Source organism: Defluviimonas sp. D31 (assembly GCF_033436765.1).
GTDB lineage: Bacteria > Pseudomonadota > Alphaproteobacteria > Rhodobacterales > Rhodobacteraceae > Albidovulum.
On record NZ_JAWQFN010000001.1, the window covers coordinates 387,243 to 410,199 of the forward strand.

Annotated in this window: 26 protein-coding genes; 16 read left to right on the forward strand and 10 right to left on the reverse strand. The window is 66.6% G+C overall.

Annotated elements, in window-relative coordinates; genetic code table 11:
• The first annotated feature begins 44 nt into the window (after positions 1-44).
• Both R5H32_RS01850 and grxD read left to right on the forward strand, forming a co-directional pair.
• Entirely contained in the window at positions 45-287 is a 243-nt protein-coding gene (locus R5H32_RS01850) for a BolA family transcriptional regulator (RefSeq protein WP_318336977.1), read from the forward strand.
• Positions 288-293: 6 nt separating this feature from the next.
• Positions 294-662, forward strand: coding sequence for a Grx4 family monothiol glutaredoxin (gene grxD / locus R5H32_RS01855; RefSeq protein ID WP_318336978.1), 369 nt, complete (start codon positions 294-296; stop codon positions 660-662).
• Between the two features lie 105 nt (positions 663-767).
• Here grxD and R5H32_RS01860 read toward each other — a convergent pair whose 3' ends face one another.
• Positions 768-1,151: a cell division protein ZapA gene (locus tag R5H32_RS01860; RefSeq protein WP_318336979.1), complete on the reverse strand. Its 384-nt coding sequence runs from the start codon at positions 1,149-1,151 to the stop codon at positions 768-770.
• Positions 1,151-1,642, reverse strand: coding sequence for a hypothetical protein (locus tag R5H32_RS01865; RefSeq protein WP_318336980.1), 492 nt, complete (start codon positions 1,640-1,642; stop codon positions 1,151-1,153). The genes R5H32_RS01860 and R5H32_RS01865 overlap by 1 nt, the downstream gene beginning before the upstream one ends.
• 234 nt (positions 1,643-1,876) lie before the next feature.
• Here R5H32_RS01865 and tkt point away from each other — a divergent pair, with 234 nt between their 5' ends.
• Positions 1,877-3,895, forward strand: coding sequence for a transketolase (gene tkt / locus R5H32_RS01870; RefSeq protein ID WP_318336981.1), 2,019 nt, complete (start codon positions 1,877-1,879; stop codon positions 3,893-3,895).
• 81 nt (positions 3,896-3,976) lie between these two features.
• On the opposite strand, the gene R5H32_RS01875 is transcribed toward tkt, so the two are convergent.
• A complete protein-coding gene (locus tag R5H32_RS01875; RefSeq protein ID WP_318336982.1) occupies positions 3,977-4,408 on the reverse strand; it encodes a DUF2267 domain-containing protein in 432 nt (143 codons plus the stop codon).
• A 126-nt stretch (positions 4,409-4,534) separates the two neighbouring features.
• Here R5H32_RS01875 and R5H32_RS01880 point away from each other — a divergent pair, with 126 nt between their 5' ends.
• Positions 4,535-5,086 (forward strand): HPF/RaiA family ribosome-associated protein, encoded by a 552-nt coding sequence (locus R5H32_RS01880; RefSeq protein ID WP_318336983.1) that lies wholly within the window; start codon positions 4,535-4,537, stop codon positions 5,084-5,086.
• Between the two features lie 63 nt (positions 5,087-5,149).
• Here R5H32_RS01880 and R5H32_RS01885 read toward each other — a convergent pair whose 3' ends face one another.
• Both R5H32_RS01885 and R5H32_RS01890 read right to left on the reverse strand, forming a co-directional pair.
• On the reverse strand, positions 5,150-5,380 hold the full coding sequence (locus R5H32_RS01885; protein WP_318336984.1) for an N-(5'-phosphoribosyl)anthranilate isomerase: 231 nt from the start codon (positions 5,378-5,380) through the stop codon (positions 5,150-5,152).
• 70 nt (positions 5,381-5,450) lie between these two features.
• Positions 5,451-6,425: a DUF808 domain-containing protein gene (locus tag R5H32_RS01890; RefSeq protein WP_318336985.1), complete on the reverse strand. Its 975-nt coding sequence runs from the start codon at positions 6,423-6,425 to the stop codon at positions 5,451-5,453.
• A gap of 243 nt (positions 6,426-6,668) precedes the next feature.
• Between R5H32_RS01890 and gap (R5H32_RS01895) the strand changes: the two genes are divergently transcribed.
• The 3 genes from gap (R5H32_RS01895) to gap (R5H32_RS01905) all read left to right on the forward strand — a co-directional run bounded on the left by gap (R5H32_RS01895) (position 6,669) and on the right by gap (R5H32_RS01905) (position 8,943).
• Positions 6,669-7,673 (forward strand): type I glyceraldehyde-3-phosphate dehydrogenase, encoded by a 1,005-nt coding sequence (gene gap / locus R5H32_RS01895; protein WP_318336986.1) that lies wholly within the window; start codon positions 6,669-6,671, stop codon positions 7,671-7,673.
• Positions 7,674-7,703: 30 nt separating this feature from the next.
• The gene (locus R5H32_RS01900) at positions 7,704-7,847 is read left to right on the forward strand and encodes a hypothetical protein (RefSeq protein ID WP_318336987.1); all 144 of its coding nucleotides are present in this window, start codon (positions 7,704-7,706) and stop codon (positions 7,845-7,847) included.
• Between the two features lie 94 nt (positions 7,848-7,941).
• A complete protein-coding gene (gap, locus tag R5H32_RS01905; protein WP_318336988.1) occupies positions 7,942-8,943 on the forward strand; it encodes a type I glyceraldehyde-3-phosphate dehydrogenase in 1,002 nt (333 codons plus the stop codon).
• 207 nt (positions 8,944-9,150) lie between these two features.
• Here the strand turns inward: gap (R5H32_RS01905) and coaD are convergent, their stop codons facing one another.
• The 3 genes from coaD to R5H32_RS01920 form a co-directional block, all read right to left on the reverse strand.
• Positions 9,151-9,648, reverse strand: coding sequence for a pantetheine-phosphate adenylyltransferase (gene coaD, locus R5H32_RS01910; protein ID WP_318336989.1), 498 nt, complete (start codon positions 9,646-9,648; stop codon positions 9,151-9,153).
• Positions 9,649-9,741: 93 nt separating this feature from the next.
• The gene (locus R5H32_RS01915; RefSeq protein ID WP_318336990.1) at positions 9,742-10,176 is read right to left on the reverse strand and encodes a CBS domain-containing protein; all 435 of its coding nucleotides are present in this window, start codon (positions 10,174-10,176) and stop codon (positions 9,742-9,744) included.
• 59 nt (positions 10,177-10,235) lie between these two features.
• A complete protein-coding gene (locus R5H32_RS01920) occupies positions 10,236-11,129 on the reverse strand; it encodes a LysR family transcriptional regulator (protein WP_318336991.1) in 894 nt (297 codons plus the stop codon).
• 100 nt (positions 11,130-11,229) lie between these two features.
• On the opposite strand from R5H32_RS01920, the gene R5H32_RS01925 reads away from it, so the two are divergent.
• From R5H32_RS01925 to R5H32_RS01960, 8 genes are all read left to right on the forward strand, one after another.
• The gene (locus R5H32_RS01925) at positions 11,230-12,729 is read left to right on the forward strand and encodes a CoA-acylating methylmalonate-semialdehyde dehydrogenase (RefSeq protein ID WP_318336992.1); all 1,500 of its coding nucleotides are present in this window, start codon (positions 11,230-11,232) and stop codon (positions 12,727-12,729) included.
• 162 nt (positions 12,730-12,891) lie between these two features.
• Positions 12,892-14,019: a carboxylate-amine ligase gene (locus tag R5H32_RS01930; RefSeq protein ID WP_318336993.1), complete on the forward strand. Its 1,128-nt coding sequence runs from the start codon at positions 12,892-12,894 to the stop codon at positions 14,017-14,019.
• Between the two features lie 94 nt (positions 14,020-14,113).
• Positions 14,114-15,259 carry an acyl-CoA dehydrogenase family protein gene (locus R5H32_RS01935; RefSeq protein ID WP_318336994.1) on the forward strand — a complete coding sequence of 382 codons (1,146 nt, stop codon included), beginning with the start codon at positions 14,114-14,116 and terminating at the stop codon, positions 15,257-15,259.
• On the forward strand, positions 15,259-16,305 hold the full coding sequence (locus R5H32_RS01940; protein ID WP_318336995.1) for an enoyl-CoA hydratase/isomerase family protein: 1,047 nt from the start codon (positions 15,259-15,261) through the stop codon (positions 16,303-16,305). Before R5H32_RS01935 ends, R5H32_RS01940 begins: the two co-directional genes overlap by 1 nt.
• Positions 16,302-17,174 carry a 3-hydroxyisobutyrate dehydrogenase gene (gene mmsB, locus R5H32_RS01945; RefSeq protein ID WP_318336996.1) on the forward strand — a complete coding sequence of 291 codons (873 nt, stop codon included), beginning with the start codon at positions 16,302-16,304 and terminating at the stop codon, positions 17,172-17,174. Before R5H32_RS01940 ends, mmsB begins: the two co-directional genes overlap by 4 nt.
• A gap of 77 nt (positions 17,175-17,251) precedes the next feature.
• The gene (locus R5H32_RS01950) at positions 17,252-17,596 is read left to right on the forward strand and encodes an excinuclease ABC subunit A (RefSeq protein ID WP_318336997.1); all 345 of its coding nucleotides are present in this window, start codon (positions 17,252-17,254) and stop codon (positions 17,594-17,596) included.
• Between the two features lie 37 nt (positions 17,597-17,633).
• Positions 17,634-18,290, forward strand: coding sequence for a Crp/Fnr family transcriptional regulator (locus R5H32_RS01955; protein WP_318336998.1), 657 nt, complete (start codon positions 17,634-17,636; stop codon positions 18,288-18,290).
• A 95-nt stretch (positions 18,291-18,385) separates the two neighbouring features.
• Positions 18,386-18,595 carry a DUF2892 domain-containing protein gene (locus R5H32_RS01960; protein WP_318336999.1) on the forward strand — a complete coding sequence of 70 codons (210 nt, stop codon included), beginning with the start codon at positions 18,386-18,388 and terminating at the stop codon, positions 18,593-18,595.
• On the opposite strand, the gene R5H32_RS01965 is transcribed toward R5H32_RS01960, so the two are convergent.
• Complete coding sequence (locus tag R5H32_RS01965) at positions 18,596-19,588, reverse strand: DUF4105 domain-containing protein (RefSeq protein WP_318337000.1); 993 nt, start codon at positions 19,586-19,588, stop codon at positions 18,596-18,598.
• A gap of 163 nt (positions 19,589-19,751) precedes the next feature.
• On the opposite strand from R5H32_RS01965, the gene R5H32_RS01970 reads away from it, so the two are divergent.
• Positions 19,752-20,075 carry a hypothetical protein gene (locus R5H32_RS01970; protein WP_318337001.1) on the forward strand — a complete coding sequence of 108 codons (324 nt, stop codon included), beginning with the start codon at positions 19,752-19,754 and terminating at the stop codon, positions 20,073-20,075.
• A gap of 3 nt (positions 20,076-20,078) precedes the next feature.
• Here the strand turns inward: R5H32_RS01970 and uvrA are convergent, their stop codons facing one another.
• A complete protein-coding gene (uvrA, locus tag R5H32_RS01975) occupies positions 20,079-22,937 on the reverse strand; it encodes an excinuclease ABC subunit UvrA (RefSeq protein ID WP_318337002.1) in 2,859 nt (952 codons plus the stop codon).
• Positions 22,938-22,957 lie beyond the last annotated feature (20 nt).

The following is a 22,957-nucleotide window of genomic DNA, read 5'->3' on the forward strand; positions in this document are numbered from 1 at the left end:
GCGGGGCCTACATTCAGCCCAAGCGCATACGGGAAGGACGCTTCATGGCGATGGAAGCACAGGATATCGAAGACCTCATCCGGGCCGCGTTCCCGGACGCGAAGATCACGATCACGGATCTCGCGGGCGACGGCAACCACTACGCCGCCGAGGTCATCGACGAAAGCTTCCGCGGCATGAACCGCGTCCAGCAGCAGCGCGCGGTCTATGCCGCGCTGAAGGGAAAGATGGATGGCGCGCATGGCGAACTGCACGCGCTCGCGCTGACGACCAAGGCTCCGGAGTAACAGCCCATGACCACGACGACCGCCCAGGACCAGATCCGCGACACCGTGACGAAGAACACCGTCGTCCTTTACATGAAGGGCACCAAGGCGATGCCGCAATGTGGCTTCTCCTCCCGCGTCGCGGGGGTGCTGAACTTCATGGGCGTCGACTATGTCGACGTGAACGTGCTCGAAGACGCCGAGATCCGCCAGGGGATCAAGGACTTCTCCGACTGGCCGACGATCCCGCAGCTCTACGTCAAGGGCGAGTTCGTCGGCGGCTGCGACATCATCACCGAGATGACTCTCTCGGGCGAGCTCGACCAGCTCTTCGACAAAAGCGGCGTGGCCTATGACAAGGACGCCGCCGACAAGATCCGCGCCGCCAACGCCTGACCCGGCGTCCGGACGGCACCGCTCGCAAAAAGGCCGCCCGTCGGGGCGGCCTTCGCGCCTGAGGGCGCAGGGTGGGCGGGCGGGGCGCCCGAAGGCGCGAAATCCTCAGCCCGCCTTGCGCTCCTCGATCCGTTCGGCCAGCGCCTCGGCGCGCGCCGCGATCTCGGCGAAAGTCTCGGTGACGGCATCAGGGATCACCGCGACCTCAACCCGCTGCGGCTTGGCCCGCGCATCGGTGGCGACGCGCTCGGCCACGAGCGCCCGCTCCTCCGCGGCGCGCACCTGGTCCTCGAGGCCGGCCGCCTTGTCGGCCAGCATCAGACCCGCCATCAGCAGCATCCGCGCCTCGGGCATCCGTCCGATCTGCGAGACGAGCGTCGTCGCCTCGTTGTCGAGCATCTGCGCGGCCGAGCGCAGGAAATGCTCCTCGCCGTCCTGGCAGGCGACCTGGAACTCGCGCCCGCCAATGGTGATCGAAACGTCCGGCATCAGGCCACCTCCTCGATCAGGGGCCGCAGCTCGGATAGAATCTCCTGCATCTCGGCCATCTCCGCCGCGCGCGCGGCGCGGAGCGCTTCAAGTTCGGCGATCAGCGACCGGTTGATCTGCTCGGGCTCCTGCACGCGGTCCTGCGCGGCCTCGCGAAGCGCCCGCTGCGCCTCGGTCAGGTCGGCATTGATCCGTTTCTGGCGCTCGAGTTCGGCGCCTGCGACTTCGAGCCGCTCCGTCAACCGCGCGACCTTCTTCTCGAGCGCATCGACCATCGTCTCCTGTTTCTCCTTGATCGCGCGCACCCTGTCGGTGAGTTGCGCGTTGGCCGCGCGTTCGGTTTCCAGCGCCTCGCGAAGCTCGGCAGCGGCCCTGACCTGGTCATGCGCGACGGTCGCGGCCTCCGCCTCCGCGCGCGCTTTCTCCACACCCGCTCCGATCCGTTCCAGCGCCGCTGAGATCCGGCGCTCCAGTTCGGCTATGTCACTCATGTATCGCGGCCCCCTGACCCGGTTTCTGCCTGTGTCATGCCTCTCGGGGACAGGCATCCTTCCGGTCTTCGCCGGCGAATCGGACGCGCCCCCGCGCGGACCGAGTTTAGACCGAAGGGCGACAGGATTCCTCCCCCTTTCGGACCAAGTGCTTAGGCGGCGCGCTTGAACTTGCCCCCGAGCCTGCTATCAAGCCCGCGCGCTCAGCATTCCGGAAGAAGAAGGATCAGGGACTTGGACATCGCCACGCTTCGCGACAAACACGCCGATCACTGGGGGAAAGCCTGCGCTCTGCGCACGCTTGCGATGGATGCGGTCCAGGCCGCCAATTCCGGCCACCCCGGCATGCCGATGGGCATGGCCGACGTCGCCACGGTCCTTTTCGAAAAACACCTGAAGTTCGACGCCTCGACCCCGGACTGGGCCGACCGCGACCGCTTCATCCTTTCGGCCGGGCACGGCTCGATGCTGATCTACGGGCTCCTGCACATGTCCGGCTACGCCGACATGACGCTCGACCAGATCCGCAACTTCCGCCAGTGGGGCGCGATCACCGCCGGCCATCCGGAATACGGCCACGTCAAGGGCGTCGAGACCACGACCGGCCCCCTGGGCCAAGGCATTGCAAACGCGGTGGGCTTCGCGATGGCCGAGGAGTCCTTGCGCGCCCGCTTCGGCGCCAAGATCGTCGATCACTACACCTGGGTGATCGCCGGTGACGGCTGCCTCATGGAAGGCATCAGCCACGAGGCGATCGGGCTTGCGGGAATGCAGAAGCTCTCGAAGCTCATCGTGCTTTGGGACAACAATGACATCTCGATCGACGGCCGGATCAGCCTCAGCGACGTAACCGACCAGCGCGCCCGCTTCGCCGCGGCCGGCTGGAAGGTTCTGTCCTGCGACGGCCACGATCCGGTGGACATCGACCGCGCGCTGACCGAGGCGAAGTCCTCCGACCGCCCGGTCCTCGTCGACTGCAAGACCCATATCGGCTTCGGCAGCCCGAAGAAGCAGGACACCGCGGGCGCCCACGGCTCGCCGCTCGGTCCCGACGAGATCAAGGTGACGAAGGACATCTACGGCTGGACCCACCCGGCCTTCGAGATCCCGGCCGACATCCGCGCTGCCTGGGCGGCGATCGGCAGCCGCGGCGGCGCCGCGCGGGCGGAATGGGAAGCGCGGCTCGCCGCCCTATCGGACAGCCGCCGGGCCGAGTTCCTGCGCCAGATGGCCGGCGAAGCGCCGAAGAAGCTCGCCGCCGTCATCCGCGCACTGAAGAAGCAGAACAGCGAGCTCCAGCCCAAGGTCGCGACCCGCAAGGCTTCCGAGATGGTGCTCGAGGTCGTCAACCCGGCGATGCCCGAGACCATTGGCGGCTCGGCCGACCTCACCGGTTCGAACAACACCAAGACCGGCGATCTCGGCATCTTCAACCCCGAGAACCGCAAGGGCCGTTACGTCCATTTCGGCATCCGCGAACACGGCATGGCGGCGGCGATGAACGGCATGGCGCTGCATGGCGGCGTGCGGCCCTACGGCGGCACGTTTCTCTGCTTCACCGACTACGCCCGCGGCGCGATGCGGCTGTCGGCGCTGATGGGGGTTCCTTCCGTCTATGTCATGACGCATGACTCGATCGGCCTCGGCGAGGACGGCCCGACGCACCAGCCGGTCGAGCATCTGGCGATCTGCCGCGCGACGCCCAACACCTGGACCTTCCGCCCCGCCGACCTGATCGAGACGGCCGAAGCCTGGGAACTGGCGCTGACCGCCGAGAAGACTCCGTCTGTCCTCGCGCTCAGCCGCCAGAACCTGCCGACGGTCCGCACCCAGCACACGTCGAAGAACCTCTCGGCCCAGGGCGCCTATGTGCTGCGCGAGGCCGAGGGCAAGCGCAGGGCGATCCTGCTCGCGACGGGCTCGGAAGTGGAAATCGCGCTCAAGGCGCGCGACCTCCTGCAGGCCGAAGACATCGGTACCCGCGTCGTCTCCATGCCCTGCATGGAACTCTTCGCGGCGCAGGACGAGGCCTACCGCAAGCGCGTACTGCCCGCGGGCCCGGTCCGCGTCGCGGTCGAGGCGGCGGTGCGCCAGCCCTGGGACCGCTGGCTCCTCGGCGAGCGCGGCCGCGAGGCCAAGGCAGGCTTCGTCGGCATGGAGAGCTTCGGCGCCTCTGCCCCGGCCGAACGGCTCTACCAGGAGTACGGCATCACCGCAGAAGCCGTCGCGGCACGGGTGAAGGCGCTTCTCTGACGTTGCGACGATTACTGGACCAACTCAGCCCCGCCGGAACCTTCCTCCGGCGGGGTTTTCCCTGCGCCGCCACCGGCCGCGTCAGGTAAGCCCGAAAAGACTGCGGATCTCCTTGGTGAAGGCGCTGCGCACGTCCTTCATCTCGCCCGCCGAGATGTGGCTGTCGAGAAGGTTAAAGACCGCCCGCACCGCCCGGTCGGCATCGCCCAGAGGATCGGGCTCGAACCCCTTCTGCACCGCTGCGACGAAGTCCTCTGCATGGCGCATCCGCACCGGATTCCGGGCCGAGTTCCAGCCCTCGTAGTAGATGCCCCGGATCAGCGTCGGCAGCTGCGCTCCGAGGTCGGTCGCCTCGTCGACCGTCAGGTGGTCGCGGACCGCGTGCAGCACCGCCCGCAGCAGCCTATAGCTGCGCTGCTTGTTGTCCCAGCCGGTGCGGCTGTCGACCTCGTTCACCCAGATATTGGCGGACTGCACCGCCTCGTCGATCATCTTCAGTCCGAGCGCGCTCATGTCAGCCTCCTCGCATCTCAGGATCGGCGGAAAGAAAGCACGGTCCGGCCCGCCGCGCGTTGACGCGGGTCAGTGCCCCGGACGCAAGCCCGCTGCATGATTGCCGCAGCCATAGCGGAGCCTCACATGGAAACCGAACCGCAGATCGTCTTTCACGGCATGGATGCCTCCCCAGCCGTCACCGCCGAGATCCACGGCAAGATCGGCAAGCTCGAACAGGTCCATCAGCGCATCACCTCCTGCCGGGTGATCGTCGAGAAGCGCACCGCGCGCGGCAACAAGGGGCAAATCTACCAGGTGGCCGTCGAGGCCGAGGTGCCGGGCGGCATGATCATCGTCAACAGGAAGCCCGGCGATCTCGGCGCCCACGAGGATCTGCATGTCGCGATCCGCGACAGCTTCAACGCCGCGCGGCGCCAGCTCGACGAGCATGTGCGCAAGATGAAGGGCGTCGACGTGAAGAGCCACCCCGAGCGCCATCACGGCCGCGTCGTGCGGCTTTTCGCGGATGAGGGGTACGGCTTCATCAAGTCGAGCGGCGGGCTCGAGGTTTATTTCCAGCGCGACAGCGTCGTCGGCAGCGACTGGCAGCGGATCGGCCTCGACACTGATCTCGAGTTCAGCCTGATGGACGGCGACAAGGGGCCGTTCGCGGTGAATGTCTCGCTCAGGGGCTAGTTCGCCGCTGCGGAGGAACGATTTTTTGAAAAATCGTTCCAAAATCCATTGATGGATTTTGGATCAGCACAGGATACGGACCGGCTCGTTGTTGCAGAAGATCACGAACTGGCCTGCGTTCTCGACCGCGTGGTAGCCGCGTCGCTTCAGTTCGCGCTCGAACGCCGCGCGACCGACGATCATCTCCACGTCCCGGACAGAACGTCGGATCACCCCGCCGCGGATCGCCGCCTGGGAGGCGAAGATCGTGCGCAACCAGTAGTCAGGATGCATATGCGGGGCGGGCGCGCTCATGCCGCGACAGTGCCCAGAAACGGTTAACGTAAGGCTAAGACCAACGGCGACGACGCGCCGGCGCCCCGAGCTATTGCGCGCCGGGGTCGCTGCCCGCGATGGTGCGCCAGAGCGGCCCGACCAGGCGCGTGACGAGCGGAATGAGAGCCATCCCGAGTGCAAGGCCGGACACGCCATCCGCCAGAGCCGTCACCGCCCATCCGGTGAAGCCCGCGATGCGCTCCGGCACCGTATGGGCGACGGCCTCGGCCCAGTGGTGGATGGTGTCGTAGAGCACCGGCCAGCCCAGTACGTCGAGCCCATGAATGATGATCGAACCGCCGACCCAGAGCATCGCCGCGGTGCCGATCGTCGAGAGGAGCGCCATGAGCTTCGGCATCGCCTTCACGAGCCCGGTGCCGAGCGCGCGTCCGACCCCGGTCCGCGCCGTCGCCGCCATAAAGAGCCCGATATCGTCCATCTTCACTATCAGCGCCACCGATCCATAGACCGCGACCGTGATCCCGACCGCGACGACGGCGAGCGTCAGCGCCTCCATCCAGAGCACGCCCTCCGGGATCGCGGCAAGCGCGATGGTCATGATCTCGGCCGAGAGGATGAAGTCGGTCTTGATCGCGCCGCGGACGCGTTTTTCCTCCAGATGCACCGGATCGCCGACCTCCATGTCGGCCTCGACATGGGCGTCGCCGTGGGGAAAGAGCTTGTGGAAGATCTTCTCGGCGCCCTCGAAGCAGAGATAGGCGCCGCCGAGCATGAGAAGCGGCGTGATCAGCCAGGGCGCGAAGGCGTTCATCAGCATCGACGCCGGCAAAAGGATCACCAGCTTGTTGAACAGCGAGCCCTTGGTGATCTTCCAGATGATGGGCAGTTCGCGCCTGGCCTCGAAGCCGTGGACGTATTTCGGCGTGACGGCCGCGTCGTCGATCACCACGCCCGCGGCCTTGGAGCCGGCCTTGGCCGCCATGCCAGCGACATCGTCGACACTCGCCGCCGCGACCTTGGCGATCGCGGCCACGTCGTCGAGTAGCGCCAGCAATCCGCTCATGGTCGTCCCTTCCCTGCAAACCGGCGCCAACCTAGCGAATCCTGCCGCCGAGGCAAGGCGATCGCGACGGCGCGGCGCCGGAACGGCCCGAACCCAGCCGGATTCGGCGCGCCTGTTTTCGCTAACACCGCCCTGTTTTCGCTACCATGTTGATATAGCGGGTTTTCCCATCTCATGACCTCTGCTATGCGCAGGAACTGGCGCGGCTTGGCTCCCGCGTATCGGGCACAGGAGATGAGGCACATGACCGTCACCATCGGCATCAACGGGTTTGGCCGGATCGGCCGCTGCACGCTGGCACATATAGCCGAAGCCGCGCGCAACGACGTCCAGGTCGTCAAGATCAACGCCACCGGGCCGATCGAGACCAACGCGCATCTCCTGAAATACGACTCCGTCCATGGCCGCTTCGCCGGGCCGGTTAAGGTCGGCGAGAACACCATCGACCTCGGCCGCGGCCCGATCGAGGTGATGTCGACCTACAACCCCGAAGAGCTGGACTGGGAGGGCGTCGACGTCGTCCTCGAATGCACCGGCAACTTCAACGACCGCGCCAAGGCGGCGGTGCATCTCGGCCGCGGCGCCAAGCGCGTGCTGGTCTCCGCTCCGGCGAAGAACGCCGACAAGACCGTCGTCTATGGCGTCAACCACCGCCAGCTTACGGCCGAGCATCTCGTCGTCTCGAACGGCTCCTGCACCACGAACTGCCTCGCTCCGCTCGCCAAGGTGCTGAACGACGCGATCGGGATCGAGTCGGGCATAATGACGACGATCCACTCCTATACCGGCGACCAGCCGACGCTCGACCGCCGCCACAAGGATCTCTACCGTGCGCGCGCCGCGGCGATGGCAATGATCCCGACCTCGACCGGCGCCGCGAAGGCGCTCGGCGAAGTGCTGCCGGAACTGTCGGGCAAGCTCGACGGCACCGCGATCCGGGTGCCGACGCCGAACGTCTCGGCCGTCGACCTGACCTTCCAGGCCGGAAAGGACGTGACCGTCGCCGACGTCAACGAAATCGTAAGGGAAGCCGCGGCAGGATACATGGGCATGGTTCTTGCCTATGACCCGGAACCCAAGGTCTCGATCGACTTCAACCACACCCCCTATTCCTCGATCTTCGCGCCGGACCAGACCAAGGTCGTGGGCGGCCGCACCGTCCGGGTCCTGGCCTGGTACGACAACGAATGGGGCTTCTCCTGCCGGATGGCCGATGTCGCCGGCGCGATGGGGCGGCTCCTTCAGTAAGGAGCCCCGGGGGGCCTTGCGCCCCCGCCCATGACCAACCGGATCGCCATCGCCCTAGCGGCACTCTTAGCCGCCTTCTTTCTGGTGGACCATTTCTGGCTGAACCTCGGCGCGCCCCTCTTCCTGGGGCGCAAGCTGCTCGATCTCGTCGAATATCTCGCCTTCTGGCGCTGAGACCGCTACTCTGCAGTTGACCTATAGGCTGTTTTTGGTGTTAGCGGTAACGGCTCCCTGCGGGGCGCCGGCGCTTTGCGAGAGGAGGTTTGAGATGGCAGTGAAGGTGGCGATCAACGGTTTCGGCCGCATTGGACGCAACGTGCTCAGGGCGATCATCGAGTCCGGGCGCAAGGACATAGAGGTCGTCGCGATCAACGATCTCGGCCCGGTCGAGACCAACGCCCATCTGCTGCGCTTTGATTCGGTGCATGGCCGGTTTCCCGCGGAGGTGACCACGACCGAGACCACGATCGACGTCGGCCGCGGCCCGATCGAGGTCACGGCGCTGCGCAATCCGGCCGACCTGCCCTGGGCTCATGTTGACGTGGTGATGGAATGCACCGGGATCTTCACCTCGAAGGAGGCCTGTCAGGCCCATCTGGAGAACGGATCCAGCCGCGTGCTGATCTCGGCGCCGGGCAAGAACGCCGACAAGACCATCGTCTACGGCGTCAACCACAAGAGCCTGACTCGCGACGATATCGTCGTCTCCAACGCCTCCTGCACGACGAACTGCCTCAGTCCCGTTGCCAAGGTGCTGAACGACGCGATCGGGATTTCCAAGGGTTTCATGACCACGATCCACTCCTACACGGGCGACCAGCCCAGCCTCGACACGATGCACAAGGATCTCTACCGGGCGCGGGCGGCGGCGCTTTCCATGATCCCGACCTCGACGGGTGCTGCGAAGGCCGTGGGTCTCGTCCTGCCGGAACTGAACGGCAAGCTTGATGGCGTGGCGATCCGGGTGCCCACCCCCAATGTCTCGGTGGTGGACCTCGTCTTCGAGGCCGCGCGCGACACCAGCGTGGACGAGATTAACGCGGCGATCCGGGCGGCCGCCGACGGCTATCTCAAGGGCATCCTCGGCTATACCGACCACCCGAACGTCTCGTCGGACTTCAACCACGACCCGCGCTCGTCCGTGTTCCACATGGACCAGACCAAGGTAATGGAGGGGCGGATGTGCCGGATCCTCTCCTGGTACGACAACGAATGGGGCTTTTCCAATCGCATGTCCGATACCGCCGTCGCGATCGGCAAGCTGATCTGACGGCCGCCGACGGCTGCGGGAAATTCTGGCAGCTTTGATCGAGGTGCCGGGCTTCCGCCCGGGTGGGCGATCGGCGTGGAACACGATCCCGGCTCCCCATTCGCAAAGTGGATAGGCGCCGACATGCCTTCGGAGACGCGCCGCAATCGGTCGAACGCCCGACCCTCAGGGCAAGCGCGACAACTCAGTTGTCAGGCGCGGGAAGCCTCACGCACGTCCAAGCTTGGCATAGACGGCGGCGCGAACGTCAGGCGGCACGAATTTTGAGATGTCGCCGCCCAGGCGCGCGATCTCCTTGACGAGTTTCGAAGCAATCGCCTGCCGCCGCGCGTCGGCCATCAGGAACACGGTCTCGACCGTGTCGTCCATTGCCCGGTTCATGCCCACCATCTGGAATTCATACTCGAAATCCGCAACCGCCCTCAGCCCCCGGACGATCACCGAGGCGCCGACGTCGCGAGCGCAATCGATCAGGAGGTTCTCGAAGGGATGAACAACGATTTCGCCACCGGTCTTGGCGATGATGCTGGCGCATTCGGCCTCCACCATCGCCACCCGCTCCTCAAGACTGAAAAGCGGTCCCTTGTCGCGGTTGATGGCAACGCCGATCACCAGCCGGTCGACGAGCGCCATCGCGCGCTGAATGATGTCCGTGTGGCCGAGCGTGATCGGATCGAACGTGCCAGGATATAGGCCGATGCGCATGGGTCCCTGTCTCTCTGGGGGCGTTTCGTGACGCCAACGCAACGATATTGCGCCACGGATTGCAAGAGGTTCAAAAGACGGCCGTTTCCCCGCTCAGTTGCCCATGATCATGCCGGCCAGCGCGTCCTTCTCCATCGCCAGTTCGGAGATCCGCGCCGCGACGAGATCGCCGATGGACACGAAGCCGACCATCGTCTCGCCCTCCATCACCGGCATATGGCGAAAGCGCCCCGCGGTCATCTTTTCCAGCACGCTGTCCGCGGCATCTGTGGGCGCGCAGGAGACCAGGTTGCGGGTCATCAGCGCCTCGACCTTGTCGGTGAGACAGCCCGAGCCGCGCCGGCCGAGGTCGCGCACAATGTCGCGTTCGGACAGGATGCCGAGCGGCGTCTTGCCATCGCGCGAGACGACGACGGCGCCGATCCGGCGTTCCGCCAGGAGTCGCGCCGCGTCGGCGACGCTCGTCTCGGGCGCCACAGTGATGATGCCGGTCTGATCCTTTGAACGAAGAATCTGGTGAACCTGCATGGGCAACCTCCTGAGCGTAAAGCGACTTTCCCTAAGCGTCGCGCCTTGATCCGCCGCTGTCAAGCCAGTGCTTCGAGCCGCGCGACCTCACGCCGCACGCCCTGGGCCAGAAGCTCGGCGAAGCGGTTGAGCCGCTCCACCCGTCGATCGTCGGGATGGCGGATGAGGTAGAACGACCGCGTGAGCGAGACCTTGTCGGCGAGGACCTTGACGAGACCCGGCGCCGCGGGCAGCGCGAAATCATGCACGACGGCAATGCCGGCGCCGGTCCGGACCCAGTTGAACTGCACCGAGACCGAGTTCGAGGCGAGCGTCACCGCCTCCATCCCCGCCTCGCTCTGGTAGTCCAGCTCCTTGTCGAAAACGAGGTCCTGGATATAGCCGATGGTGCGGTGGTGCTTCAGGTCGGCAGGGGTCCGGATCGGCGGATGACTGTCGAGGTAGCCCTGCGAGGCGGCGAGGTGCAGCCGGTAATCGGTCAGCTTCTGCACCGTCAGATGGCCCGAGGCGGGGGGGCTGACTGCGATGGCCATGTCGGCCTCGCGTTTCGACAGGTTGAAGACCCGCGGCTGCGCGACGATCTGGACCTCGAGCCCGGGATGATCGGCGCAGATCGCCGCGACGATCTGCGGCAGAAGGTAGTTGGCGCTGCCATCCGGTGCGCCGATGCGGATCTGCCCGGTCAGGCCCGTGCCTTCCGAGCCCACCTCCTCCATCGCCTCTGCGACTGCCTGCTCGGCCCGGCCGGCATGGGCCAGAAGCCGCTGCCCCTCGCCCGTGAGCGTGTAACCTTGCGCCGAGCGCACGAAGAGCCGGACCGCCATCGCCTCTTCCAGCCGCGCGACACGGCGGCCGACAGTGGCCGGGTCGAGCTTCAGGAGCTTGCCCGCCCCGGAAAGGCTTTCGGCCCGCGCCACCGCGAGAAACACCCTCAGATCATCCCAATCCGCCATTGGTCACCTTTGCGAAAATGCAAAACACCTTTGGGAAACTGCCTCTTTATCAAGCAAAATTGCAAGGGTAATGTGCCCGCGAACTTCCTGGGAGGCTTCCATGAAAGAACTGAACCACTGGATTAACGGCGAATACGTCAAGGGCACGTCGGGCCGCTTCACCGACGTCTTCAACCCCGCGACCGGCGAAGTGCAGGCCAAGTGCCCGCTGGCCTCGGCCGCCGAGACCGAAGCCGCGATCGCCAAGGCCGCTGCCGCGCAGCCGGCCTGGGGCGCGATGAACCCGCAGCGCCGTGCGCGCGTCATGATGGCCATGGTCGGCCTGATGAACCGCGACATGGAGAAACTCGCCGAAGCGCTCTCGCGCGAGCACGGCAAGACCATCCCGGACGCCAAGGGCGACCTGCAGCGCGGCCTTGAAGTGATCGAATACTGCATCGCCGCGCCGCAGATGCTGAAGGGCGAGTTCACCGACGACGCCGGCCCCGGCATCGACATGTACTCGATGCGCCAGCCGCTCGGCGTCGTCGCCTCGATCATGCCGTTCAACTTCCCGGCCATGATGCCGCTCTGGCACGTCGGCCCGGCGCTCGCCTGCGGCAACGCGGTCGTCCTGAAGCCCTCCGAGCGCGACCCCTCTGTGCCGCTGATGCTCGCCGAACTCTTCGTCGAGGCGGGCCTGCCGAAAGGCGTCTTCCAGGTCGTCAACGGCGACAAGGAGGCGGTCGACACGCTGCTTGACAGCGAGACGATCCAGGGCGTCAGCTTCGTCGGCTCGACCCCGATCGCGCAGTACATCTACAGCCGCGCCACCGCGAACGGCAAGCGCGCCCAGTGCTTCGGCGGCGCCAAGAACCACATGATCATCATGCCGGACGCCGACATGGACCAGGCCGCCGACGCGCTCGTCGGTGCGGGCTTCGGTGCTGCGGGCGAACGCTGCATGGCGATCTCGGTTGCGGTGCCGGTGGGCGACGAGACCGCCGACCGGCTGATCGAAAAGCTGGTGCCGCGGGTCGAGAAGCTGCGCGTCGCCCCCTATACCGACGGCAACGACGTGGATTACGGCCCGGTCGTCACCCGCGAGGCGAAGGAGCGCATCCTCGGCCTGATCAACAGCGGCGTCGAGCAGGGCGCGAAGCTCGTGGTCGACAACCGCGACTTCACGCTCCAGGGCTACGAGAACGGCTTCTTCGTCGGCCCGCACCTCTTCGACCATGTCACCCGCGACATGGACATCTACAAGACCGAGATCTTCGGCCCGGTCCTGTCGGTGGTGCGCGCCAAGTCCTACGAAGAGGCGCTCGGTCTCGCGATGGATCACGAGTACGGCAACGGCACGGCGATCTATACCCGCGACGGCGACACCGCGCGCGACTTCGCGCACCGGATCAACATCGGCATGGTCGGCATCAACGTGCCGATCCCGGTGCCGCTCGCCTACCACACCTTCGGCGGCTGGAAGAAGTCGATGTTCGGCGACCTCAACCAGCACGGTCCGGACTCGTTCAAGTTCTACACGCGCACCAAGACCGTGACCGCGCGCTGGCCGTCCGGCATCAAGGAAGGTGGCGAGTTCAACTTCAAGGCGATGGACTGACGCCGGAACCGGCGCGGGGGCCCCTGCCCTCGCCCATAGACGGATCGACGCGAGGGCCGGCACACCGCCGGCCCTTTGCCGTTCAACGGGGGGGAATGGCGCCCGCTCCGCGCTTGCCCCGTGCCACGGGCTCTGCTCAACTGGCCGAGGGAGGTGCGTGCCATGACCGAGCCGGATTTCACCATCGGGATCGAGGAGGAGTACCTCCTCGTCGACCGCGACAGCCTAGCGCTCGCGGTGGCGCCCGAGGCGCTGATGGCGGCCTGCAAAGCCGAGATGGCGGGTCAGGTCAGCCCCGAATTCCTGCAATGCCAGATCGAGATCGGCACCCGCGTCTGCAAGGATATCGGCGCGGCGCGGGAAGACCTGCGCAAGCTCCGCTCCTGCGTCGCGCGCCACGCCGCCGATCACGGGCTCGCCCCGATCGCCGCCTCCTGCCATCCGTTTTCCGACTGGAAGGATCAGCACCACACCGACAAGGAACGCTACAACGTCCTGCGCCGCGATCTCGGCGGGGTGGCGCGGCGGATGCTGATCTCGGGCATGCATGTCCATGTCGGCGTCCCGGCCGAGGACATGCGGATCGACCTCGTCAACCAGCTTTCCTACTTCCTGCCGCATCTTCTTGCGATGTCGGCCTCCTCGCCGTTCTGGCAGGGCGAGGACACCGGTCTCGCGAGCTACCGGCTGACCGTGTTCGACAACCTGCCCCGCACCGGCCTGCCGCCGCGCTTCTCGAGCTGGGCGGAGTACGAACGCACGGTGCATGCGCTGGTCCACATGAAGCTGATCGAGGATTCGACGAAGATCTGGTGGGACCTGCGCCCCTCCGCCCGCTTCCCGACGATCGAGACCCGGATCTGCGACGTCCAGCCCCGTCTGGAGATGACGCTGTCGCTGGCAGCACTCACCCAATGCCTCACGCGGATGCTCTGCCGGCTCCGGCGCAGGAACCAGCGCTGGCGGCACTACGACAACTTCCTCATCGAAGAGAACCGCTGGCGGGCGCAGCGCTACGGGATCACCGGTGGGCTGATTGATTTCGGCCGGCTCGAGGTCGTCGATTTCGCGGTGCTGCTCGACGAACTCATCGCCCTCGTCGCCGAGGATGCCGAGGCGCTCGGCTGCGCGGTGGAGATCGAGGCTTTGCGCGACGTGCTCGAATCCGGCACCAGCGCCGACCGACAGCGCGCCGTCCGCACCGATGCGATCGAGGCCGGCGACGATGAGACCGGCGCGATGCGCGCCGTGGTCCGCAGCCTCATCGAGGAATTTCACGCCGACCTGTGAAAACGGGCTTTCGTGGCGCAGATTTCGGCTTGCAAAATTCTTGCAACAGTTGGAATTTAACAAGCGTTCAATTCATGCCGCCAGGAGGGTTCCGATGGATTTCGCACTGAGCGAGGAACAACAGGCCATCTTCGACATGGCCTTTGCCTTCGGGCAGCAGCAGATCGCGCCCCATGCCCGCGACTGGGAGACCGCCGGCACGATTCCGAAAGTCCTCTGGCCGAAGCTGGCCGAGCTCGGCCTCGGCGGCATCTACGTCGCCGAGGAGTACGGCGGCTCGGGGCTCGGCCGGCTCGACGCGACGCTGGTCTTCGAGGCGCTGGCGATGGCCTGCCCGGCCGTCGGCGCGTTCCTGTCGATCCACAACATGTGCGGCGGCATGATCGACCGCTTCGGCTCGGACGAGACCAAGGCGAAATGGCTGCCCGAATTGACCTCGATGCGCAAGGTCTTCGCCTATTGCCTGACCGAGCCCGGATCGGGCTCGGACGCGGCGGCCCTCAGGACTCGCGCCGAGCGCACCAATGACGGCTGGAAACTCAACGGCACCAAGGCCTTCATCTCGGGCGGCTCCTATTCCGACGTCTATGTCGTGATGTGCCGCACCGGCGAGGACGGGCCGAAGGGCATCTCGACCGTGATCGTCGAGGACGGCACGCCGGGGCTCTCTTTTGGCGCTCTGGAACAGAAGATGGGCTGGAAGGCGCAGCCCACCGCGCAGGTGCAGTTCGACGACTGCGTGATCCCGGCCGGGAACCTCCTCGGCGAGGAGGGCAAGGGGTTTTCCTACGCGATGGCGGGGCTCGACGGCGGGCGGCTCAACATCGCGGCCTCCGCCCTTGGCGGCGCGCAGGCGGCGATGGACGCGACCATCGCCTACATGGGCGAGCGCAAGGCCTTCGGCCGCACCATTGACCAGTTCCAGGCGCTGCAGTTCCGGCTCGCCGAGCTTGAGGTCAAGCTTCAGTCGGCGCGCACCTTCCTGCGCCAGGCGGCGTGGAAGCTCGACAACAAGACCCCGGACGCCTCGAAGTTCTGCGCGATGGCGAAGCTTCTCGTGACCGACAACGCCTTCGAGGTCGCGAACCAGTGCCTGCAGCTTCACGGCGGCTACGGCTATCTCGCCGATTACGGCATCGAGAAGATCGTCCGCGATCTCCGGGTGCACCAGATCCTCGAAGGCACGAACGAGATCATGCGGCTGATCACCGCCCGCGCGCTTCTCGCGGAACGTGGCTGATGGCGGAAATCCGGATCCGCAAGGAGGGCCGCGCCGGGCGGATCACGCTCGACCGGCCGAAGGCACTCAACGCGCTGACCTACGGGATGTGTCTTGAGATCGACGGCGCGCTGAAGGCCTGGGTGGACGATCCCGCGGTGGCGCTGCTGCTGATAGACGCGGAGGGCGAGCGCGCCTTCTGCGCCGGCGGCGACATCGCCGAGATGTACGCGACCGGCACGCGCGGCGACTGGTCCTACGGCCGCAGGTTCTGGTCCGACGAATACCGCATGAACGCGCGGATCGACGCATTCGCGAAGCCGGTGGTGAGCTTCCTGCAGGGTTTCACGATGGGCGGCGGCGTCGGCGTCGGCTGCCACGGCAGCCACCGGATCGTCGGCGAGACGAGCCAGATCGCGATGCCGGAATGCGGGATCGGGCTGGTGCCGGACGTCGGCGGCTCCTTCCTTCTGGCGCAGGCGCCGGGGCGCCTCGGCGAATATCTCGGCACCACAGGCGCGCGGATGGGCCCGGCGGACGCGATCCTCGCCGGTTTCGCCGACCGCTTCGTGCCCGAAGCCGACTGGCCCGCACTCAAGGCCGAGTTGATCGAGAGCGGCGATGCGGGCCGGATCGACACGCGAACCGCGACGCCGCCGGCGGGACGGCTCGCCGCGCTGCAAGCCGAGATCGACGCGCTCTTCGCGGGCGAAACGGCGGGCGACATCGCCCGCGCGCTGAACGCCGCCGAGGGCGAGGTCGCGACCGAGGCGCGCAAGGCCTTCGGCCGTGCCGCGCCGCTGTCGGTCGCCTGCACGGTCGAGATCCTGCATCGCCTGCGCGCGGCGCCCGCGATGCGCGCCGCGCTGGAACTGGAATATCGCTTCACCTACCGTTCGATGGAGCATGCGGATTTCCTTGAAGGCATCCGCGCCGCGATCATCGACAAGGACCGCAACCCGCGCTGGCGCCACGAGAGCGCCGAAGCCGTGCCGGCGGCCGAGGTGGCGAAGATGCTGATGCCGCTCGGGGAGGACGCCCTGACATTCGAGGAGGAACGGACATGAAGATCGGATTCATCGGGCTTGGCAACATGGGCGGGCCGATGGCGGCCAACCTCGTGAAGGAGGGCCACGAGGTCACCGGCTTCGACGTGGCCGGCGTGACGGTCGAAGGCGCGCGCACGGCGGGCACCGCGGCCGAGGCCGCGGAGGGCGCCGATGTCGTCATCACCATGCTGCCGAACGGCGCGATCCTGCGCGCGGTGGCGGCCGAGGTGATCCCGGCGATGAAAGCGGGAGCGGTCCTCTGCGACTGCTCGACCGTCGACGTCGCGAGCGCCCGTGCGGTCGCGGCCGATGCCGAGAAGGCGGGGCTTCTGGCCGTCGACGCGCCGGTTTCCGGCGGGGTCACGGGGGCGGCCGCGGGCACGCTGACCTTCATGGCCGGCGGCTCCGAAGCGGCCTTCGCGGTCGTGCAGCCGCTCTTCGACATCATGGGCCAGAAGGCGGTGCATTGCGGTGGCTCGGGTGCCGGACAGGCGGCGAAGATCTGCAACAACATGATCCTCGGCGTCACCATGATCGCCACCTGCGAGGCCTTCGCGCTGGCCGACAAGCTCGGCCTCGACCGGCAGAAGATGTTCGACGTGGTCTCCACCTCCTCGGGCTACAGCTGGACGATGAACGCCTATTGCCCGGCGCCGGGCGTCGGGCCGAAATCGCCTGCCGACAACGCCTACAAGCCCGGATTCGCGGCCGAGCTGATGCTGAAGGACCTGCGCCTCAGCCAGCAGGCGGCCGAGGCCGCCGATGCCGACACGCCGATGGGCGAACTGGCCGCGCGGCTCTACGAGACATTCGTGGAACGCGAGGACGGCAAGGGCATGGATTTCTCGGCGATGCTGCCGCGGTTCGAAAAACGCCATCGCGGCTGATTTCCGCCGATGCTACATCGTAGGGGAGCACTTCACCCGCGCCAGCGATTAGGTTCCGCTGGCCAAGGAGATACCGCATGACCCTGAGAACCACCCGACTCGTCCTTTCCGCGCTCGCGCTCGCCGCGCTCAGCGCGGCTCCCGTCCATGCCGGCGGCAAGAACTGCCCGCCGGGCCTCGCCAAGAAGGCCGTGCCCTGCGTGCCGCCCGGACAGGCCAAGAAGGGCGTGCGCTACCCCGATCGCGGCGACTATGTGACCCACTACAACTATCACCAGATCCGCTACCCGGACCGCTACGAGCTGCCGCCGCTCCGGCCCGGCGAGCGTTACTACGTCGTCGACAACCGCATCTACCGCGTGGACGAGGCGACCTACGAGATCCTCGACTTCATCCGCGCGACCTCGGCGCTGCTCGACTGACGATGCCGCCCCGTCCCCAGAGCGCGCCGACGCGGCCATGACCGCCTGGACCTCGGAGGCAATGGGACTGGACGCGCTGGACGCCGCCGCGCGCCGCCAGATCGAGACGCTTGTTCCGGTCGAACTGGCGCGCGGCACGCCGGTCTTCCACCCCGGCGACACGGTGAAGGGCTTCGTCGTCGTGCTAACGGGCCGGATCGAGGTGTTCCTTACCGGTCCGTCGGGGCGCGACATCCTGCTCTACGCCGTCGAGCCCGGCGGGTCCTGCGTGCAAACGACGCTCGGCCTTCTCGGCGGCGACGATTACTCGGGCGAGGCCGTGGCCGCGACCGATTGCCGGCTGGTGCTGATCCCGCGCGGCCTGTTTCTCGCCCTGATGGACAGCTCCCCCGCCTTCCGGGCCTATGTATTCTCGGCCTTCGCCGCGCGGATGCAGGGCATGATGCATGTCCTCGAACGCGTCGCCTTCCAGCGCGTCGAAAGCCGCCTCGCCCAGGCGCTTCTCGACCGCGCCACGGAGGGCGTGGTCCATGCGACCCACCAGGAACTCGCCACCGCCATCGGCTCGGCCCGCGAGGTCGTCTCGCGGCGCCTCGACGCGTTCCAGCGGTCGGGCTGGGTCGCGACGGAACGCGGCGCGGTGCGCCTGACCGACGCCCCCGCCCTGCGGCGCCTCGCCGCAGCGGCCGAATAGCGTGACAAGGTCACAGACCTGACCACCCTGCCCCTGCCATCCTGCCACCCGTGACGGCCGGGCACCCGCCCGGCACGGGAAACAGGAGATTGACCATGTTCAAGACCAATGTCGGCGGCGCGGACCGCGTGATCCGCATCCTTCTCGGGATCGTCCTTCTGGGGGCGTTCTTCGCGATGCCCGATCTCGGCTACCGCTGGATCCTCGCCCTCGTTGGCGCGATCGCACTTCTCACAGGCGCCCTTTCGAGCTGCCCGCTCTACACGGTTCTCGGCCTCTCGACCTGCCCAATGAAGAAGAACTGATCAGCTGTCCCAATTCGTTCGCATCCGGCGCGAGAACTCCGCGCCGTCCGCGAGTGCCGGGCCGAGCCGGCCGAGCGAGGCGCGTTCCGCGACCTCCTCGGCCGTGAGGTCGGGACGCAGCACCCCGATGTCGCGCAGATAGCCCGGCAACCTCCCCGACAGGATGACGCGGGGATCGAACACCACGCGGTCAGAAAGCTGGGCCGCAAGATGGTAGGGAACCGTCGTGCAGTTGCTTGTCAGCGTGTTGTACCAGCGCGGCGCCCGGTCGAGATCGTTGCCAAGTTCGAGGAAGGACAGGAACAGCCGCTCGCGCTGTTCGGCCTCCATCGTGATCGGATATAGCGAGACCTGCTCGCCGCGCATGTCGGTGCGCAGCCGCACGATGTCCCGTTCATCGGCCGCGATCAGCACAAGTTCGAATTCCCGGAAGAACCCACCGAGAGAGGAGAACTCCTCGTCCCTCTCCTTGCGGATCTCGCTCGAAAAGACGACGTGCTGCCCATCTTCGAAGCCGAAGCTCACCAGCGTATGGGCGATGTCGGGGCTGTCCCAGACCGACAGGATGATGTCGACCGAAGCCACAGCGCCGGGATCCACGACCCGGGTTTCCCAGCGTTCGGCCGCCTCGGTCTCGGATGTCCAGCCGAAATTGCGCACGTTGTGCAGCGTGACGCGCTCCGGCCCGATCTCGGCGGTGACGCCGTGGGCGACCTCGGGCTTCCAGTCGCGGTCCGCGCGCGGCTCGAGCGACCCCCACCAGAGGCCCGCCGCCACGAGAACGAGCCCCATCGCGATCCAGACCCGCCGCCACTCGCGGCGCCAGAGGAGCACGAAAAGCCCGAGCAGCAGCACGGCGATCAGCGCGGCGAACACCTGTCGCCATGGGGCTCCAAGCTGGAAGTGCCCCAAAAGCGCCGTCCAGCCGAGCAAACCGGCCGCGAGACCGATCTGAAGCACGCGGCCCGCGAAAACTGCGATCGATACGACCATGCAGCCCTTCCACTCTTCGTTCGCAACATTCCTGCGCAATTTAGTGTCTCTAAGCAAGCCGCATCGGCCCGCCGCCGCGAAGCCGGGCCAACGACAACGCCCCGATCCGGTCGGATACATGTTACAATGGCTCATTGTTCAAAGTGATTCCGGGAGATTCCGCATGCGGACATCGGTTCATATCCTGGCGCCCGCCGCCGCCGTATTGATCTCGTTCGGCGGCAACGCGGCGGCACAGACCTGCCTCACCCAGTCCGCCACGGCGAAGTGCGTCGTCATCCCCGTCGAGCAACGCAGTCAGCCGGATTTCGCGGTCGGCGATGCTTTTCCGATCTACGACCACAGCATGCTGCTCGACATAGATCGCTATGGCCTGCCGCCCGTGGACGGGGCGTGGCGCTACTACAAGGCGGACTACGTCGTCTACCGGGTCGATGCGACCGACCACCGCGTGCTCGAGGTCATCCGCAACTTTCGCCGGCGCTGAGCCCTACTCGGCCGCGACCCGCTTTGGCTTCAGCATCGGCGCGAGGTAGCGGCCGGTATGGCTGCGCTCTTCGGCCGCCACTTCCTCGGGCGTGCCCGAAGCCACGATGCGCCCGCCGCCGTCGCCGCCCTCGGGACCGATGTCGATGATCCAGTCGGCGGTCTTGATCACGTCGAGATTGTGCTCGATCACGACGACCGTGTTGCCCTGTTCGACCAACTCGTGCAGCACTTCGAGAAGCTTCCGCACATCCTCGAAATGCAGCCCCGTCGTCGGCTCGTCGAGGATGTAGAGCGTGCGGCCCGTCGAGCGTTTTGAAAGCTCCTTCGACAGCTTCACCCGCTGTGCCTCGCCGCCCGACAACGTCGTCGCCTGCTGCCCGACCTTGATGTAGCCAAGCCCGACCTTGACCAGCGCATCCATCTTCTCGCGGATCGCCGGCACCGCCTGGAAGAAGCTCTGGGCATCCTCCACCGTCATCTCAAGAACGTCGGCGATGCTCTTGCCCTTGAAGAGAATTTCCAGCGTCTCGCGGTTGTAGCGATGGCCCTTGCAGGTCTCGCAGGTGACATAAACGTCGGGCAGGAAGTGCATCTCGATCTTGATCACGCCGTCGCCCTGGCAGGCCTCGCAGCGCCCGCCCTTGACGTTGAAAGAGAACCGCCCCGGCGCGTAGCCGCGCGCCTTCGCTTCCGGCAGCCCCGCGAACCAGTCGCGGATCGGCGTGAACGCCCCGGTGTAGGTCGCGGGGTTAGAGCGCGGCGTGCGCCCGATCGGGCGCTGGTCGATGTCGATCACCTTGTCGAGATGCTCGAAACCCTTGATCGTCTCGCAGGGCGCGGGCGTCTCGCGCGCGCCGTTGAGCCTGAGCGCGGCATTCTTGTAGAGCGTCTCCACCGTCAGCGTCGACTTGCCGCCGCCGGAAACGCCGGTGACGCAGACGAACTTGCCCAGGGGAAACTCGGCCGTCATCTCCTTCAGATTGTTGCCGGTCGCCTTGACCACGGTCAGCTTCTTGCCGTTGCCCTCGCGACGATGCTTCGGCACCGCAATCTCGCGGTTGCCCGAGAGGTACTGCCCGGTCAGCGAGGCCGGATCGGCCGCGATCTCCTCCGGCGTGCCGCGCGCCACGACCTGGCCGCCGTGGACCCCGGCACCGGGGCCGATGTCGAAGACATAGTCGGCCTCGCGGATCGCCTCCTCGTCATGCTCCACGACCAGCACCGTGTTGCCCTGATCGCGGAGGTTCTTCAGCGTGCCGATCAGCCGGTCGTTGTCGCGCTGATGGAGCCCGATCGAGGGCTCGTCGAGAACGTAGAGCACCCCTGTCAGGCCCGACCCGATCTGGGAGGCGAGCCGGATCCGTTGGCTCTCGCCGCCCGAAAGGGTGCCGGCATTGCGCGAAAGCGTCAGGTATTCGAGCCCGACATTGTTCAGAAATCCGAGACGTTCGCGGATTTCCTTGAGGATCAGCCGCGCGATCTCGTTCTTCTGCCTCGTCAGCTTTCCGGGCACCGTGTCGATCCAGGCATAGGCCTCCTTGATCGACATCTGCACCACTTCGCCCACATGCAGGCCCGCGATCTTCACCGCCAGCGCCTCGGGACGCAGCCGGTGGCCACCGCAGGCGCCGCAGGGACGGTTGTTCTGGTAGCGTTCGAACTCCTCGCGCACCCAGGCGCTGTCGGTCTCGCGGTAGCGGCGCTCCATGTTGGGGATCACGCCCTCGAAGGTGCGGCTGACCTCGTAGACCCGACCGCCCTCGTCGAAGCGGAACTTGATCTCCTCGTCGCCCGAGCCGTGGAGAAAGAGGTTTTGCACCTTCTCGGGCAGGTCCTTCCACGGCTTGCGCGCATCGAAGCCGAAATGCTTGGCAAGCGAGTCGATGGTCTGGATGAAATAGGGTGACTTGCCCTTGTTCCAGGGCGCGAGCGCGCCGTCCTTGAGCTTCAGCGTCACGTCCGGCACGACAAGCCGTTCGTCGAAAAAGAGCTCCACCCCGAGCCCGTCGCAGGACGGACAGGCACCGAAGGGCGCATTGAACGAGAAGAGCCGCGGCTCGATCTCGGGGATGGTGAAGCCGGAGACCGGGCAGGCGAAATTCTCGGAAAACGTGATGCGCTCCGGCTCGCCCTCGGCCGGTGCGGTCTCGAGGATCGCGATGCCGGAGGCGAGGTTCAGCGCGGTGCGGAAGCTGTCGGCGAGCCGCGTCTCCAGCCCCTCGCGCACCACGATGCGGTCGACCACCACGTCGATGTCGTGGCGGTACTTCTTGTCGAGCGTCGGCGGCTCCTCCAGCTCGTAGAACTGGCCGTCGACCTTCACCCGCTGGAAACCCTGCTTGCGAAGCTCCAGGAACTCCTTCTTGTACTCGCCCTTCCGGTCACGGACGATCGGCGCCATCAGATAGCCGCGCGTCCCCTCGCCCATCGCCATCACCGCGTCGACCATGTCCTGCACCTGCTGCGCCTCGATCGGCTTGCCGGTGGCGGGGCTGTAGGGCGTGCCCACGCGGGCGAAGAGAAGCCGCAGGTAGTCGTAGATCTCGGTCACCGTGCCGACGGTCGAGCGCGGGTTCTTCGAGGTCGTCTTCTGCTCGATGGAGATCGCCGGGCTGAGGCCGGAGATGTGGTCGACATCGGGCTTGCCCATCATGTCGAGGAACTGGCGGGCATAGGCGGAAAGCGATTCCACATAGCGCCGCTGGCCCTCGGCATAGATCGTGTCGAAGGCCAGCGAGGACTTGCCCGAGCCCGACAGCCCGGTGATCACCGTAAGCTTGTCGCGCGGGATATCCACGTCGATGGACTTCAGATTGTGCTCGCGCGCGCCGCGCACCTCGATGAATTTCTGCTCGGCCATGCTGCCCCCGGGGATCAGGC